This window comes from Bartonella bovis 91-4, assembly GCF_000384965.1.
Taxonomy (GTDB): domain Bacteria; phylum Pseudomonadota; class Alphaproteobacteria; order Rhizobiales; family Rhizobiaceae; genus Bartonella; species Bartonella bovis.
Map to the genome: position 1 here is coordinate 164320 of NZ_CM001844.1, position 15963 is coordinate 180282.

Annotated in this window: 15 protein-coding genes; all 15 read right to left on the reverse strand. The window is 37.7% G+C overall.

Features of this window, described 5'->3' with window-relative positions; translation table 11 throughout:
• Position 1: 1 nt before the first annotated feature.
• On the reverse strand, positions 2–409 hold the full coding sequence (rbfA, locus tag BBBE_RS00635) for a 30S ribosome-binding factor RbfA (RefSeq protein ID WP_010700696.1): 408 nt from the start codon (positions 407–409) through the stop codon (positions 2–4).
• 127 nt (positions 410–536) lie between these two features.
• A complete protein-coding gene (infB, locus tag BBBE_RS00640; protein WP_010700697.1) occupies positions 537–3086 on the reverse strand; it encodes a translation initiation factor IF-2 in 2550 nt (849 codons plus the stop codon).
• Positions 3083–3718, reverse strand: a complete 636-nt coding sequence (locus tag BBBE_RS00645) for an RNA-binding protein (protein WP_010700698.1) — start codon at positions 3716–3718, stop codon at positions 3083–3085. The genes infB and BBBE_RS00645 overlap by 4 nt, the downstream gene beginning before the upstream one ends.
• Positions 3719–5332 carry a transcription termination factor NusA gene (nusA, locus tag BBBE_RS00650; protein WP_010700699.1) on the reverse strand — a complete coding sequence of 538 codons (1614 nt, stop codon included), beginning with the start codon at positions 5330–5332 and terminating at the stop codon, positions 3719–3721.
• Positions 5333–5381: 49 nt separating this feature from the next.
• Entirely contained in the window at positions 5382–6038 is a 657-nt protein-coding gene (gene rimP / locus BBBE_RS00655) for a ribosome maturation factor RimP (protein ID WP_010700700.1), read from the reverse strand.
• A gap of 113 nt (positions 6039–6151) precedes the next feature.
• Complete coding sequence (gene trmB / locus BBBE_RS00660; RefSeq protein ID WP_010700701.1) at positions 6152–6853, reverse strand: tRNA (guanine(46)-N(7))-methyltransferase TrmB; 702 nt, start codon at positions 6851–6853, stop codon at positions 6152–6154.
• Positions 6850–8118 carry a methionine adenosyltransferase gene (metK, locus tag BBBE_RS00665; RefSeq protein ID WP_010700702.1) on the reverse strand — a complete coding sequence of 423 codons (1269 nt, stop codon included), beginning with the start codon at positions 8116–8118 and terminating at the stop codon, positions 6850–6852. Before metK ends, trmB begins: the two co-directional genes overlap by 4 nt.
• Positions 8119–8250: 132 nt before the next feature.
• Positions 8251–8661 carry a helix-turn-helix domain-containing protein gene (locus tag BBBE_RS00670; protein WP_010700703.1) on the reverse strand — a complete coding sequence of 137 codons (411 nt, stop codon included), beginning with the start codon at positions 8659–8661 and terminating at the stop codon, positions 8251–8253.
• A gap of 148 nt (positions 8662–8809) precedes the next feature.
• Positions 8810–10426 (reverse strand): apolipoprotein N-acyltransferase, encoded by a 1617-nt coding sequence (lnt, locus tag BBBE_RS00675; protein WP_010700704.1) that lies wholly within the window; start codon positions 10424–10426, stop codon positions 8810–8812.
• On the reverse strand, positions 10401–11429 hold the full coding sequence (locus BBBE_RS00680; RefSeq protein WP_010700705.1) for a hemolysin family protein: 1029 nt from the start codon (positions 11427–11429) through the stop codon (positions 10401–10403). The genes lnt and BBBE_RS00680 overlap by 26 nt, the downstream gene beginning before the upstream one ends.
• Positions 11430–11529: 100 nt before the next feature.
• Positions 11530–12006 (reverse strand): rRNA maturation RNase YbeY, encoded by a 477-nt coding sequence (gene ybeY, locus BBBE_RS00685; RefSeq protein ID WP_010700706.1) that lies wholly within the window; start codon positions 12004–12006, stop codon positions 11530–11532.
• The gene (locus BBBE_RS00690; protein ID WP_010700707.1) at positions 12003–13124 is read right to left on the reverse strand and encodes a PhoH family protein; all 1122 of its coding nucleotides are present in this window, start codon (positions 13122–13124) and stop codon (positions 12003–12005) included. Before BBBE_RS00690 ends, ybeY begins: the two co-directional genes overlap by 4 nt.
• A gap of 109 nt (positions 13125–13233) precedes the next feature.
• A complete protein-coding gene (gene miaB / locus BBBE_RS00695; protein ID WP_010700708.1) occupies positions 13234–14610 on the reverse strand; it encodes a tRNA (N6-isopentenyl adenosine(37)-C2)-methylthiotransferase MiaB in 1377 nt (458 codons plus the stop codon).
• 31 nt (positions 14611–14641) lie between these two features.
• A complete protein-coding gene (rimI, locus tag BBBE_RS00700; RefSeq protein WP_010700709.1) occupies positions 14642–15133 on the reverse strand; it encodes a ribosomal protein S18-alanine N-acetyltransferase in 492 nt (163 codons plus the stop codon).
• Positions 15133–15816, reverse strand: coding sequence for a tRNA (adenosine(37)-N6)-threonylcarbamoyltransferase complex dimerization subunit type 1 TsaB (gene tsaB, locus BBBE_RS00705; RefSeq protein ID WP_010700710.1), 684 nt, complete (start codon positions 15814–15816; stop codon positions 15133–15135). Before tsaB ends, rimI begins: the two co-directional genes overlap by 1 nt.
• Between the last annotated feature and the right edge of the window lie 147 nt (positions 15817–15963).

A 15963-nucleotide genomic window follows, 5' to 3' on the forward strand; every position in this document is an offset into this window, starting at 1 on the left:
TTTAATTTTCAGGTTCGTTATTATGAAGAAGATCGCGCGCTACTTCAGGCGAATGGAGTAGAGCATCAATTTTTGAAAAATTATCAAAACTACTATCAAACCGAAAACGCAATTCAGGGATGTATTTCATTTGTCGTAATTGATGGCTAATTTCTTTACGGATAAAACGACTATGTTTATTCAAGACTTCTATAATAACAGTATGAGAAATGTCGTGAATAGTGCTGAGGGGAGAAACAAAGCAAGTAGCAATTTTCAGATCTGCTGACATACGTACTTCAGAAATAGAAATGACAACACCTTTTAAAACATCATCAAGTAAAATATCTCGTTGTAGTATATGAGCTAATACATGGCGAACTTGCTCTCCCACTCTTAATTGCCGTTGTGATGAGCTTGTGTTTTTCATTGAACTCATAACCTTTATTACAATTTCTCTTCTCTTTACTTTTTTAAAAAATTAAAAAGAAAAGAAGTATTTATTAGTAACCCCAATAACTCGATTTATTTAACAGAGAGGAAAGCTACTAGGTAATTTATAACGTGCGATTAATATGCTCGACTCGGAAGATTTCAATGATATCGCCTATGCGTGTATCTTCATAATTTTCAAATGCTATCCCACATTCTTGGCTAACTTGCACTTCATTGACTTCATCTTTGAAACGTTTAAGTGTTTTAAGTTTTCCTTCATGAATAACAATATTATCTCGAATGAGACGAACACTTGCTCCTCGTTCTATTTTACCTTCTGTAACTCGACAGCCAGCAACTTTTCCAATTTTTGTAATATTAAAGACTTCCAAAATTTCAGCATTACCAAGAAAAGTTTCACGTTTTTCTGGTGAAAGCAAACCTGACATGGCTGCTTTGACATCGTCAACGAGATCGTAAATGATGTTATAATAACGAATTTCAATTCCTTGAATTGAAGCTAGATCACGCACTTGTTTATTAGCCCGGACATTAAAGCCAATAACAGCAGAATTAGATGCTGCGGCAAGAGAAATATCACTTTCAGTAATTCCTCCAGCACCAGAATGAACAATATGTGCACGTACTTCACCATTTCCTAGCTTTTCTAATACTGATGCAATCGCTTCAATAGATCCCCGAACATCTCCTTTAATAATAAGTGGGAATTCCTTTACACCAGTAGTTTGCAGTTTTGTCATCATTTGTTCAAGAGAACTTCGAGAACCGACTTTCCGCGCTACAGCTTTATCACGCGCCAGTCGTTGACGATATTCAGAAATTTCACGCGCTTTTTCTTCATTTACTACAACAGCAAAACGGTCACCAGCTTGCGGTGTACCTTGCATACCTAAAATTTCAACTGGTGTAGAAGGGCCCGCTTCTTTGATGTGGTTGCCATGATCATCAATCAGAGCACGAACACGCCCCCATTCATTACCCGCTACGATAATATTGGAAAGATGTAATGCACCTTTTTGCACAAGAACAGTTGCAATAGATCCACGCCCTCGGTCAAGTTTTGCTTCAATAACAATGCCTTCTGCAGTTCGTTCCGGATCTGCTTTTAGGTCAAGAATTTCAGCTTGAAGAAGAATAGCTTCTAGAAGTTTATCAAGATTTTGACCAGTTTTAGCAGAAACCTCAACTTCTAAAGTTTCCCCCCCCATAGATTCCACAAAAACTTCATGTTGCATAAGTTCTGTACGTACTTTTTGTGTATCAGCAGTTGGTTTATCAATTTTGTTAATGGCAACAATAATAGGTACACCAGCAGCTTTTGCGTGATTGATTGATTCAATCGTTTGCGGCATAATACTATCATCTGCAGCTATTACTAGAATAGCAATGTCAGTGATTTGAGCACCTCGAGCACGCATAGCTGTGAAAGCAGAATGTCCGGGTGTATCGATAAAGGTAATCTTCTGACCATTTTGTTCAATTTGATAAGCACCAATATGTTGCGTAATACTACCTGCTTCATTAGATGCAACATTAGCTTTACGAATAGCATCAAGTAAAGAAGTTTTACCATGATCAACATGGCCCATAATTGTCACGACTGGTGGACGTTGCCGCATTTTTTGAGGATCATCAGCTATATTAAAGATACCTTCTTCTACGTCAGATTCTGCAACACATTTAACTGTGTGTCCAAATTCAATAGCGATAAGCTCGGCAGTATCTACATCAATAACATCACCCGGCTTCATCATTTGACCCTGCTTCATCAGAAATTTAATAACATCAACAGAGCGTTCAGCCATACGTTGTGCAAGTTCTTGGATGGTAATAGTTTCAGGAAGAATAACTTCACGAGCAATTTTTTCCCGTGGCTCTTGGTTTTGAGCGCGTTTAAATTTTTCCTGTCTACGGCGCATTGCAGCCATTGAACGACCACGCGCACTACCTTCTTCATCTAATGCACTATTAAGAGTTAGCTTTCCACGACGGCGCTCATCGGCACCTTTCACAGCTTTAGGCGCACGTATTTCTGATTTGGAAAGATTAGCACGACGGTTACGTTTTTCTTCATCTTCATTATCATCTACAATACGTTTTTCAACTGAAGCTGTATTTTTAAACGGGACAGCTACTTTCGTTGGTTTTATTGGTTCTATTGGAGAGGTTGCAGAAGAAAGGAGTTGAGTTTGCACTGCAGTATGTTGGTTGTTTTGCTGTATCGTTTTTTCTTGAGCAGCTTGTAAACGCAAGCTTTCTTCACGCTCTTTAGCTAATCTTTCTTTTTCTTCAGCTTGTTGATGCATTATCTGTTCTTGGATTTTTGCTTCTTCTAAAGCACGAAATCTTGCTTCTATTTCAGCTGATGAAAGATTACTTTGAGCTGCAGATTTTTGGTTTATAGGTTTACTAGTTGCTTTGTCTTCAAACCGCGGTTTGGAGCGTGGTTGAACCACATGCGGTTTAGTAATTGACAATGGTGTCTCAGCTTTTTCATCAGGGCGTGTAATTTTACGTCGTTTAGTTTCAACAACTACAGCTTTTGTACGGCCATGACTAAAATTTTGTTTGACCATACTAGTTTCTAGCCCTGTTCGTTTGAGGGTCAGCGTCTTTTTGGCTGTTATCTTGTCATTAGTATTTTCACTCATTGTATTTCCTTCACGGCTTTTGCCGTCATCTTACAAGGCTTATTGTGTTCATCATCACGATAGGCGATCAGTTTATTTATCGTTTTGCTAAAACCCTCTGTAGATTTTGTATTCAATAAGGCTGCATGTATCACAAGATTAGCTCCAAAAGCCACACTCATTTCATCGCTTGTAAATAAAGATAAAACTTTTATATCCTGATTCGTTTTCTGTTGTATTGCGTAGATTGCTTGTAAAACTTTCCGTTTGCCATCTTCTGTAGCTTCTTTTGCATGAAACACGAGAGCAACTTGACCAGAGCGAATAGCAGAATCAACTTTAGTTAAACCTGTGACAACAGCACCTGCTTTTCGCGCCATAGAAAGGCTCCCAAGGGCAGCTTTTAGGAGAAGTTTATCCACAATATTAGCGAGATTTGAAGCAACCTCCACATCTGTTTTAAGATTTTTACTAAAAGCTTTACGTTTAATTGCTTCTTCAATAGTATTATAGTGAGCAGAGATCCAAATACCACGTCCAGGCAAATTAGCTTTAAGATCGGGGACAATTTGATTGTTTGGACCAACAACAAAACGGATTAACGCTCCTGTTGAAGCGCTTTTCTTTGTCACAATACAGGTCCGCTCATTCATTTAAAGTGTGTCTCCATCTACGTTATCTATTTTTTTATTTTCTATAGAATTTTCTGTGACAAAATCAGTCTGACATATCCAACCTGCTTGCACACGTGCAGCTAAAATCATAGCCTCTGCATCAGTACGTGTAATATCAAATGGGGTTAAGATACCAGAGAAGTTCTGAACCTGACTTCCTTTGCGTTCTCTCCAGCCAATTAAGTCGTCAACTGCATAACCTGCAAAATCGTCTATTGTTTTAATACCATCTTCACCAATAGCAACCAACATCGCGTTTGTCATACCAGGAAGTGCTCGTAGTTCATCAGCAACACCAAGCTTTTTACGTTTTTCATCTAATTCTTTTTCTTTGCGTTCTAAGTATTCGCGTGCACGGCTTTGAATTTCTGAAGCAGTTTCATTATCAAAACCATCAATAGAAGCGATTTCTTCAAGATCAACATAGGCAATTTCTTCAATTGAAGCAAAACCTTCTGATGCCATAACTTGTCCGACCATTTCGTCAACATCTAAAGATTCCATGAAAAGCTTACTGCGTTCATTAAATTCTTTTTGGCGATTTTCAGATTCTTCTTGTTCTGTTAAGATATCAATACTCCACCCTGTTAATTGCGAAGCTAAACGAACATTTTGTCCACGTCGCCCAATAGCAAGACTGAGTTGATCATCAGGGACGACGACTTCAATACGTTCTGCATCTTCATCGAGAACGACTTTTGAAACTTCAGCAGGCTGTAGTGCATTGACAATAAATGTTGCAGCATCAGGTGACCAAGGAATAATGTCAATTTTTTCTCCTTGCAATTCCGCAACAACAGCTTGAACCCGACTTCCTCGCATTCCAACGCATGCTCCAACAGGATCAATTGAACCATCACGTGAAACAACAGCAATTTTAGCACGCGAACCTGGATCACGTGCAACGGATTTAATTTCTATAATACCATCGTAAATTTCTGGCACTTCCATGGTAAAAAGCTTTGCCATAAATTGAGGGTGTGTGCGCGAAAGAAAAATTTGTGGCCCCCGCGATTCACGATGTACGTCATTGACAAAAGCACGAATTCGATCTCCATAGTGAAAGGACTCACGAGGAATTAGCTCATCACGCCGTATTATAGCTTCTCCGCGTCCTAGATCGACAATAACATTGCCATATTCTACACGTTTGACTGTACCAGAAATTATTTCACCAACTTTATTCTTGAACTCTTCAAATTGCTGGTCACGTTCTGCATCACGTACTTTTTGTACAATAACCTGTTTAGCAGATTGCGCTGCAATACGCCCAAAATCCATAGGGGGTAAAGGGTCGCAAAAAAAATCACCAATTTTTATATCGGCTTGATGTTTTAGTGCGTCGGACAAAGCAATTTCAGTGGTATAATCTTCAACGATATCAACAACTTGAAGTAAACGTTGTAATTTGATTTCACCTGTTTTAGAATTAATCTCAGCACGAATATTGGTTTCTTGACCATAACGTGAACGCGCTGCTTTTTGTATAGCGTCGGCCATTGCAGAAATGACAATTTCGCGGTCAATTGACTTTTCGCGTGCAACAGCATCTGCAATTTGCAGAAGTTCAAGTCTGTTAGCGCTTATAGCCATAGATTTTCTCCTTTTTTATACCATCCAAGCGGAATGATCTTAATTAATATTAATTTTGACAGTTTGTTTTCGCGGTTAAAGTGTTGAGATTATCTTCAGGGGTTAGCTGTTGACGTAAATCTTTATCTTTTTTTAGTGCATCACGAATAAGTTCATCAGTGAGCACTAGACGTGCATTCGTAACATCAGCGAAGGGTATCAAAACATCCGTTATTTCTTTGTGAGAAGCTTTATCGACATTTAAAGTAAAGCTATTTTGTGTAATATTTGTTAGTGTGCCACGAAATTTCTGACGTCCATTAATAACAACGCCAGTTTCAATTTTTGCAATATGTCCTTGCCACTTGAAAAAATCAGATTTTCTTACTAATAGGCGATCAATACCAGGAGATGAAATTTCCAAATGATATTTTCGTTCAATAACATTTTGCACATCAAGAAAGGGCGAAACAGTGCAGCTAATCATTTCGCAATCTTTTATTGTCATGGTGCCGTCAGTGCGTTCAGCCATAATCTGGAGAGTTAAGCCGTTTAAACTAGACAATTTTACGCGAATTAAACGATAACTTAAAGGTTTGAGCAATGGTGAGATAAGAGCAGCCACACGCCCTTCTATGCCATCTTCTTCAAACAGACGCGGCTCATCAATGTCATTCACGCTTTTAGTTTCGTTTATATCATTCAAGTTGTTCTTACCCACCAACATTAAAAAAGAGCGGGTCTAAGAAACCCACTCCTCATCATAAGATTAAGAATCCATTTCATTATATTCTTAAATGTAAAGTTTTTCAAGTCGTCCATGGTAAAGTGCTTCATTATCTATTTCTTAATAAAAGTAAGATAAGTAGGTACTCTTCCTTCGCGCAGAGCTTTTGCTTCATAGCGAGTGCTCTGCCATGACGGATAAGGGGTTTTCCAATCTTGAGGATTTTCTGCTTGCCATTCAAAATTGCTATGATGTGTGCAGTGGTATAGGGTCCAATTGACATAAGTATCTATATCACTGGCAAAACGGAGTTTTTTGCCTACTTTAAGAACTCGAGCAAAACGGTTGAGATTTTTTACATTGATGAATCGTCGTTTCCAATGCTTTTTTTTAGGCCATGGATCAGGATAAAAAAGGTCTATTCCATCAAGTGATGCTGTTGGTAACCAATCAAGAAGTTGTGTGGCATCATTATCATAAAGGCGAAGATGATTTTGATAATGTGTGTGTTTTTCAATATGGGTCAATATTTTTGCTATACCATTGATAAAGGGTTCTACACCGATAAAACCAGTTTGTGGAAAACGTTCCATTTCATGAATTAAATTTTCGCCTCCACCAAAACCAATTTCAAGTCGGATTTCCTTTACTTGATTAGCAAATAAAGATGTTAACTCTAAAGGTGCGGGTTTATTTAAATCAATGTTAAAGATAGGCAAAAGCGTTTTTATACACTCAAGTTGATTATTTCGTAGCCGTTTTCCTTGTCGGCGACCAAAAAAAGATTCGCTCATACGTGTTTTATGTGCAATCATGGTACTTTAATCATTGATTTAAGCGTTGCAATCAGATCGGTTTTTTCCCACGAAAATGAACCGTCATCTTCTGGTTTGCGCCCAAAATGGCCATAGGCAGCTGTTTTTGCATAAATAGGTTTATTAAGACCAAGGTGTTTTCGGATGCCTGTTGGTGAAAGGTCCATTATTTTACGGATTACGGTTTCAATAGTATTTTCGTCTATTTTTCCTGTTCCATGAAGGTTAAGGTAAATAGACAAGGGTTGTGCAACACCAATTGCATAAGAAAGTTGAATAGTGCACCGTTCGGCTAAATCAGCTGCAACAATATTCTTAGCTAAATAGCGTGCAGCATATGCTGCAGAACGATCAACTTTTGTCGTATCTTTACCTGAAAATGCTCCTCCACCATGGGGTGCTGCACCGCCATAAGTATCAACAATGATTTTGCGTCCTGTGAGTCCTGCATCACTTTGAGGGCCACCAATAACAAATTTGCCTGTTGGATTAATATACCAACTGCATTGATCGGAAATAGGAATATCACATAAAGCTTGGCGAATATAAGGCTCAACCACTGTTTGTACTTTATTTGAATCCCAATTTTCATCTAAATGCTGTGTTGACAAAACAATTGATGTTACCTCTATAGGTTTTCCATTTTTATATCGTATTGTTATTTGGCTTTTAGCATCTGGCCCCAGTTTTCCAGCTTCTCCCTCCTTTTTATGGCGTGCTATGGCGAGGAGCTCTAAAATTTTATGCGCATAATAGATTGGTGCGGGCATAAGCTCTGGTGTTTCACGGCAAGCATATCCAAACATAATACCTTGATCACCTGCTCCTTCTTGGCCTTGACGGTCAGTTGCATTATCAACCGCTTGTGCAATATCAGCTGATTGTTGACGCAAAAGAACATCAATTTTAACAGTTTTCCAATGAAAACCTTCTTGTTCATAGCCAATTGCACGAATAGCTCTACGCGTAACTTTACGAAAATGGGTAGGATTGATGATAGGAGAACCAGTTTTATCATAAATAAATTCTCCATTTTTATTTCTTTTTAAGAGTGTATCAGGAACACGTACCTCACCAGCAATAACCACGCGATTTATGCTCACTAAAGTTTCACAAGCGATTCGCATTGACCATGGATCGGTTTCAGTGTTTTGAGCTTCTTTATAAATCATATCAACGATTTCATCTGAAATGCGATCACAGATTTTGTCAGGATGCCCTTCGGATACTGATTCACTAGTGAAAAAATAATTTTGATGCGGCATGAAAACTCCCTCAAAAAAGAAAACCGGCATTTTCTTAATCATTTATTTAAAATGCTTTATTTGCCAATCCTATGGCAAGTCGTCAATGCTGATTTATGAGGCGATATTAAAGGAAAAATGTAATTTTTATGCTTATAACTTGTTTGTTTGATCTTCTTCAGAAAGAGCTTTTGCTAAATCAATAATTTTTCGACGCACTTTAGCATCAAGTATATTAGTAAAAGCGCGCATTAATTGGATTCCTTCACTGCTAGAGCAAAAATCCATGAAGTTACTCTCGCTTTCAGCAAAACCTTCTATGGGTTGAGTAACACCTTTATCAAAAAAATAAGAAACAGGAACATCCATAATTTCTGCGATTGCTTGAAGGCGACTTGCACCAACACGGTTTGTACCTTTTTCATATTTTTGGATTTGCTGAAAAGTAATACCCAATTGCTCACCTAATTTTTCTTGGGTAAGACCTAACATATTACGACGTAAACGAATACGAGTGCCAACATAAACATCTATTGGATCGGGCTTTTTTCTAGTTTTGGTCATACTGCAACTCTTTATTTTCAGCGCTTTGTTTCCAAATCAATATTAGATGCACGTAAGGTTAGTTTATCATAAATTAGGATAATATGTAATACTTTTCCCCAACGTTACTGATACGCATAACATGATATTGTATATAAGCACTCAATCATTAAGGTTGTCTTGTAAAGCCAAAACTAATACGGCACAATAGCATAAGCATGAATAAGATAAAAGTAGAGAATATTCTATATTCATTGTTCCATATTGGAATAATTGGTGACGGAATCGGGGAATCAAGAAAGCCAATAACATTTTGTTCAAGAATATCAACGATTCGTCCATAAGGATCAATCACGGCTGATATTCCATTGTTTGCTGCTCGTATAAGGGGTATTCCCAGTTCGACTGCACGCAATCGTGCTTGCTGAAAATGTTGGTATGGGCCAGGCGTTATGCCAAACCATGCATCATTTGTAACATTAATAATTGCTTGAGGTGGAGGACCTTTAAAAGTCATTTCATGCGGAAATATGGCTTCATAGCAAATGAGTGGAAGATAAGAAAATCCATTTGGCATCATAACAGTTTGGCGCACAGAAGCAGAGCTATATCCACCAATTTTATCAGCAATGGTATTTAATCCAATTTTATTCAATAAATTTGGATAAGGGAAATATTCACCAAAAGGGACCAGATGAAGTTTATCGGAAGCATTAAAAATATTGCCTTTGGCGTCAATGACTTCAATTGTATTAAAATATTGTGTTTGGGCATTGGAAAAATCAGTACTGGCTCGCACAGCACCAATAATGGCCCATTGTTGTGGCTTAAGAAATGAGGCGATGCGCATTATGATATCAGAGGTATCTGTGAGAATGTAAGGAACAGATGTTTCGGGCCATACGATAAAGTCAGGCTTTAAAGCTTGATCAGTTTCTGACACTATACTTAAGTTTAAATGAGCTGTGAATATATCTTCAGGTGTAGCATTGTCCAATTTTTTGTTTTGTTGAATGGAAGGTTGAACAATACGTACCCAATAGCTACTTTTTTGATAATCAGCAATATTAGGTGCTGTATTTAGTCGATAAAATCCAAAGACGCTATGAGCTAATATAAGCAGAAAACAAAGAACAAGTGCAGGTTTCTTTTTTTCATTCGTGAATATAACTGTAGGTAAACTATAGGCTAAAACAGCAAGAATATTCATTCCGTAAAGCCCTACAATTATATCTGATTGCATGAGCATTGGGGTTGGCATAGCTGTATAACCAAGAGCATTCCATGGAAATCCTGTAAACAAGATAGCGCGCAACCATTCTGCTAGTCCCAGTGCAAAAGCAAGGACAAAGAAACGTGTTATTCCTTTTGTCCATAACCAACCAACAATAAAACCAGCAAAAACCCAATAAAGGGCAAGATAAGCGGGAAGGCCAAAAATAACAAATGGTATTCCCCAAGCATAAGAGATCGGATCTATCAATAAAGCATTGCTTGTCCACCAAAGGCTACAAACAAAATAACCAAAGCCAAAATTTCCGCAGGTTAGTGCACTTATCAAAAGGCGTTTTTTGAGATTTTGAGTAACGTTGATTGCATCAAGTAAGATAACGAAGATAGGAAAAGTTAAAAAACTGACAGGTGTCAGATAAAAAGGTGGGAGGGCAAAGGATGTGAGTGCACCACATAAAAAAACACATACTTGTTGTTTCCAACCAGTGATAGAATGTAGGAAAGCTGTGATAAAAAGCACTGAACCATCATCCTTTTGAAGTAGCCTCTTCATTCAAGTGCTCATTTTCTGAGATACGAATGATACGTAATCGCTTAATTCGGCGTTTATCAGCTTCTAAAATACGGAATCTGTAACCAGGTATAGCTTCAATGATTTCACCTTTTGAAGGAATGCGATCAAGAATGGAAACGATCAAACCACCAATGGTATCGACTTCATCACCGTATTCTCCTACAATGAAGTCAGGACCGAGAGCTTTTTCTACGTCTTCTAGTTCAGTTCTTGCATCAACAAGCCATTTATTATCGGGTTCACGCACAATAACATTATTAATATTGTCGTGTTCATCTTCAATATCACCAACGATGAGCTCAACAATATCTTCCATAGAAACTAAACCGTCTGTGCCACCATATTCGTCAATAACTAAAGCCATTTGTGTTCGTGTGGCTTGCATACGTGTTAATAATTTACTAGCAAGCATGGAGCTGGGAACAAATAGAACTGTTCGAATAAGATCTAGTTTACCAATTGGGATATGTAACTCCTCTGTATGGCTTAACTGAAGTGGAACAGACTTCTGTCCATTTTTGGTGGAAGCTGAATTAGTAATAAATCGAGTTATATGACTAAGGATATCTCGAATATGGATTATACCTCTTGGATCATCTAAGGTTTCAGCATAAACAGGCATACGAGAATAGCCAATTTTTTCGAAATATTCGAGAGCTTCCCCAAGAGGAGTATTTATTTCTAATGCCTCGATTTCAGAACGTGGGATCATTACATCATCAATGCGTGTTTCACGCAAGCGTAAGATGTTGTGCAGCATAATACGCTCTTCAGGTGAGAAGAGCGTTGCATCATCTTCATTGTGGGCAGCAAGGGCATCAGTTAAATCATCACGAAGTGATGTGTAATTACGTCCACGTAAGAATGAAAACAAATGGCTCAGAAATGAATTTTTTTCTATATGATTTGTTCGTTGAGAGGAGGCTCCTTCAGTATGAGAAGATATTTGATTATTATTATGTGTATTAATTTTATCCACCATGGTTCTAAAATTTTCTAAGCCTTCTTTTTATAATATAATGCATAAGATGCTTTAAGTGTTATTATGTAATATCGGTTTCTAAAGTTTAATTTTTACCATTTTAAAGCAACTCAGTATAGGGATTTTTTATGGAAAGCTTTTGAAGGATTTCTCTTTCTAGTTTTTCCATTTGATTAGCCTCATCATTTGTTTCATGGTTATAACCAAGAAGATGAAGAAGGCCATGAACAATCATATGCGTTAGGTGGTCTTGAAATGATTTCCCTTCTTCTTTTGCTTCTCGCGTAATAGTTTCTCTCGCAATGATGATATCACCGAACATAAGTTTAGGACTTTGTCCAACTTTAAGAGGAAAAGCAGGAAAGGATAAAACATTGGTGGGTTTGTTTTGAGAGCGCCATTGCGCATTGATTTGCGCTATATGATCGTCATTTGTAAAAAGCAAGCTGAGTTCACTTGTTACTTTGTTTAATGACAAATGATGCATTGTGGTGGTTAATGCTTTTGTGGTGATATTATAAAGTACGTCCTCATTACCCCATTCAGCGTCTTCAATGGTGATATCAATAGTAATCATGATGGATTTAATTCATTTTTTTCAAGATTATTAGAATGGTACTTTTTTGCTTGTTCACTAGAATCGCGATCATAAGCACGAACAATAGCAGCAACAAGAGGATGGCGTACAACATCTTTTTCGTCAAAACGAATGATCGCAACATTTTCTATATCTGAGAGAATACGGATTGCTTCTGTTAAACCTGACTTTTGTCCTGTGGGAAGATCAATTTGACTTAAATCACCCGTCACAACAACGCGTGTTCCTTCTCCAAGACGTGTGAGAAACATTTTCATTTGCATGGGTGTAGTATTTTGTGCTTCATCAAGGATTACAGCTGAATGGACAAATGTCCGTCCACGCATGAAAGCCAGAGGAGCAATTTCTATGACTCCAGAAGCTAAAATGCGCTCTATCTTTTCAGCAGACATCATATCATAAAAGGCATCATAAAGCGGGCGTAAATAGGGATCGACCTTTTCTTTGAGGTCACCAGGAAGAAAACCAAGACGTTCTCCAGTCTCAACAGCAGGACGTGAGAGGATAATTCGTTCAATAATACCGCGTTCTAGGAGTGTTACAGCGTGAACAACAGCAAGATATGTTTTGCCAGTTCCTGCTGGACCTACACCAAAGACAAGTTCAGAATGCTCCATTGCTCGCAGATAAGCCTCTTGCGTTGGGGTACGAGTATAGATTGTTTTTTTATGAGTACTCAATTGTATTGGTATATGCTTTGTTACAGATTGAATTGTTTTTGAAGATTTTTGCTTTTCATTTGGCAAATTTGCCATAGCGATCGCACTTTCTGTATCTGATAAAGTAAGCTCTTGACGTGTTTTTGCTAGTTTATAGAGCTGGCTTAATACGTATTGCGCATGTTTTATGGCAGCAGCACTTCCACAGATTGAAACTTTGTTACCGCGCGCATAAATATTAAGTCCGAGTTTTTGTTCAATATAAGAAAGATTTTCATCGAATTTTCCAAAAACCATTTTTGCATAGTTGTTATTTTCAAAAGTTAAAACAATATGATCAATTTCTGATAAATTATTTTTTTCAAAGCTATTAATGTTTTTGGAAGAGGCATTTATTGCCTTTTTAGTGTGTTTTGGCTTTTCGGTTGATACCTTCAACCTATTCTCCTGTGTTATTTAAGTATGGTATATTTAAAATATAATTTTTTTCTTTAAAAGTGAAAGAGTTTTTTAAGTTAATACTTTAAACAAAACTTTAGAAATATTTTCATATATTCATTTTTTCTCCGACGAAACTGTTTGAACTCGCATTTTTAATATGAATCTCCATAATAGTGCCTGTAGAGACTTGTGCATCTACGACAACAGGTAAAAGCCAGGGAGAGCGACCTATCATTTGCCCAAAATGGCGACCAGATTTTTCGATGAGGATATTGGTTGTTTGACCAATTTTGGAACGTAAGAATGCATGTTGCTGGTCAAGAAGGAGCGCTTGTAAACGTTGAAGACGAGAATTTTTTACAGTTTCATCGACATGGTTTTTCATTGCTGCGCCAGGTGTTCCAGGACGCGGTGAATATTTAAAAGAATAAGCTGAACTGTAACCCACTTGTTTAATAAGTTTAATGGTTTCTTCAAAGTCTTCATCAGTTTCACCTGGAAATCCTACAATAAAATCGCCTGAAAAAGCAATATCCGGCCGTGCGGTACGAATTTTTTCAATGAGCCGGAGATAATGAATACTTTTGTGCTGACGATTCATTGCTTTTAAGATACGATCTGAACCAGATTGGACGGGAAGGTGCAGATAAGGCATAAGCATATCAAGATCTCGATGTGCAGCAATAAGGCTGTCATCCATATCACGTGGATGGCTTGTTGTATAACGCAGACGCTTTAAACCACCAAGTTTGGCAAGATGATAGAGAAGGTCACCAAGGCGCCAAGTTTTGCCGTTAGCACTTTGTCCGTGCCAGCCATTTACATTTTGTCCCAGAAGCGTAATTTCTTTGACTCCAGCTTCGATAAGTTGGATGGCTTCATAAGTAATCTGCTCAACAGGTCGTGATGTTTCAGCACCCCGTGTATAAGGAACAACACAAAAGGTGCAAAATTTGTCACACCCTTCCTGTATTGTTAGAAATGCGCTAACGCCTCGTTTTTGCACAGCATGTTTATTATGAGGTGGTAAATGAGTAAATTTATCTTCGACAGCGTAGTTCGTTTCAACAATTTTTTTTCCTTGTTTGACTTGTTTTAATAACTCTGGCAAGCGATGATACATTTGCGGTCCAACGACAAGATCTACTGTTGGCGCACGACGCAAGATTTCATCTCCTTCGGCTTGTGCAACACAGCCAGTCACACCAATTATTAAAGGTTTGTCAGGTGTACGTTTTTGACGTATCATCCGCAGGCGACCAAGATCAGAATAAAGTTTTTCTGCTGCTTTTTCACGAATATGGCAGGTGTTAACAAGAATAAGGTCGGCATCATTTGGTGTTTGTGTAGTCACATAACCTTCGGTACAAAGACTATCGTTCATTCGTTGGCTGTCATAAGTATTCATTTGACATCCATAGGTTTTGATAAAAACCTTTTGAGGGGAGATAGGAAGTGTATTCTTAAGATGCGACTGTTTCATGATGCATTTCTAAACGCTTTTTGCACAAATCTCAATCTGTTTGCTTAAAAGTTTTTTGCATGATGATTGCATTTTTGCGGCCATTTGGTGATTGGTAGTAAGCAAGACGTTTGGCAATCTTTTTGAATTCAAAATGCTGATAAAGAGCCAAGGCAGAAAGATTGGTTTCTTCAACTTCTAAAAATACCTTTGTGGCACGTGCATGTTGAAGATAACAAAGTATACTATCAATAAGCAGACAACCAATTCCTTGTTTTCGGTAATGAGGTTGGACAGCAATTGTAATAATTTCTGCTTCATCAAGAATAAGACGGCATAGACAAAATCCTAAAATTTGATCCGGTTGATTAATAAGACAAATTTTGTAACCGAAAATAGAATGATCTTTTAAAAAAGTATCAAATGTTTGTTCTTCCCAAGCTGGAATAAAACAATTTTGGTGAATTTGGTGAAGAAGAGCACTATCATCAGTTTGTAGTGATGTAATTTCAAAATGCTTTTTTGTTGATAAAAGTTCAGCCATTATTTTTTTCGTGGTAAGACAAAACTGGCGTTTTGTTTTGCATTGGCATCGCGTAAATAAAGTGGGCAAGGTGCAGCTTGTGACTGTCTGTTTTCAGCTAGGTGAGCATAGGTTACAACATTAGCTGCTTCACATGGGATGAGATCTGATATGGTTACGGTGTTTATTTTATTGTTTTTGATGTGTGCAGCAATAATATCGGCAGCTGGGCCAGTTAATACTATTTGTTGTGGTAAAGCTGAGATGATGTTTTCAAGTGTTTGTAAGCCAGGCGCACATAAAGCTGTAAGGTCTTTGTTAAAACTTTGATAATAGAATATTCCTCTACCAGCTTCAATAACAACAGTGATTTTTGATGTAGCATTTTTGTTGTGTGCTTGTTTTGCTAATGCTTCAAGTGCACTCACTCCAATGGCCGGTATTTCTAGTGCTAATGCTAAAGCTCTTGCAGTAGAGACACCTGCACGTACACCTGTAAACGATCCGGGTCCGATATTAATGGCAATCCGATCAATTTGATCAAGTGTGATGCCGGTTCGGTCAATTATTTGTGCAATCTGTCCAATAAGTTTTTCAGCATGACCTTTGGAAATACGTTCGCTGACACGCGCAATAACAGCTTGATGACAAGTAAGTGCAACGGCGCAATAAATTGAAGCAGTGTCTATGGCAAGGATGAACATGAACGCATTTTAATTGGATATAGCAACAGATAAAGAATTAAGTGTAGCTTTTAAAGTATTTTTATTTTGTATATTTTGCAACATTTGAAGACAATAGCAATACTAATAAATATTATCTTTTAGAATATTTTATCAGACCAGATTAGT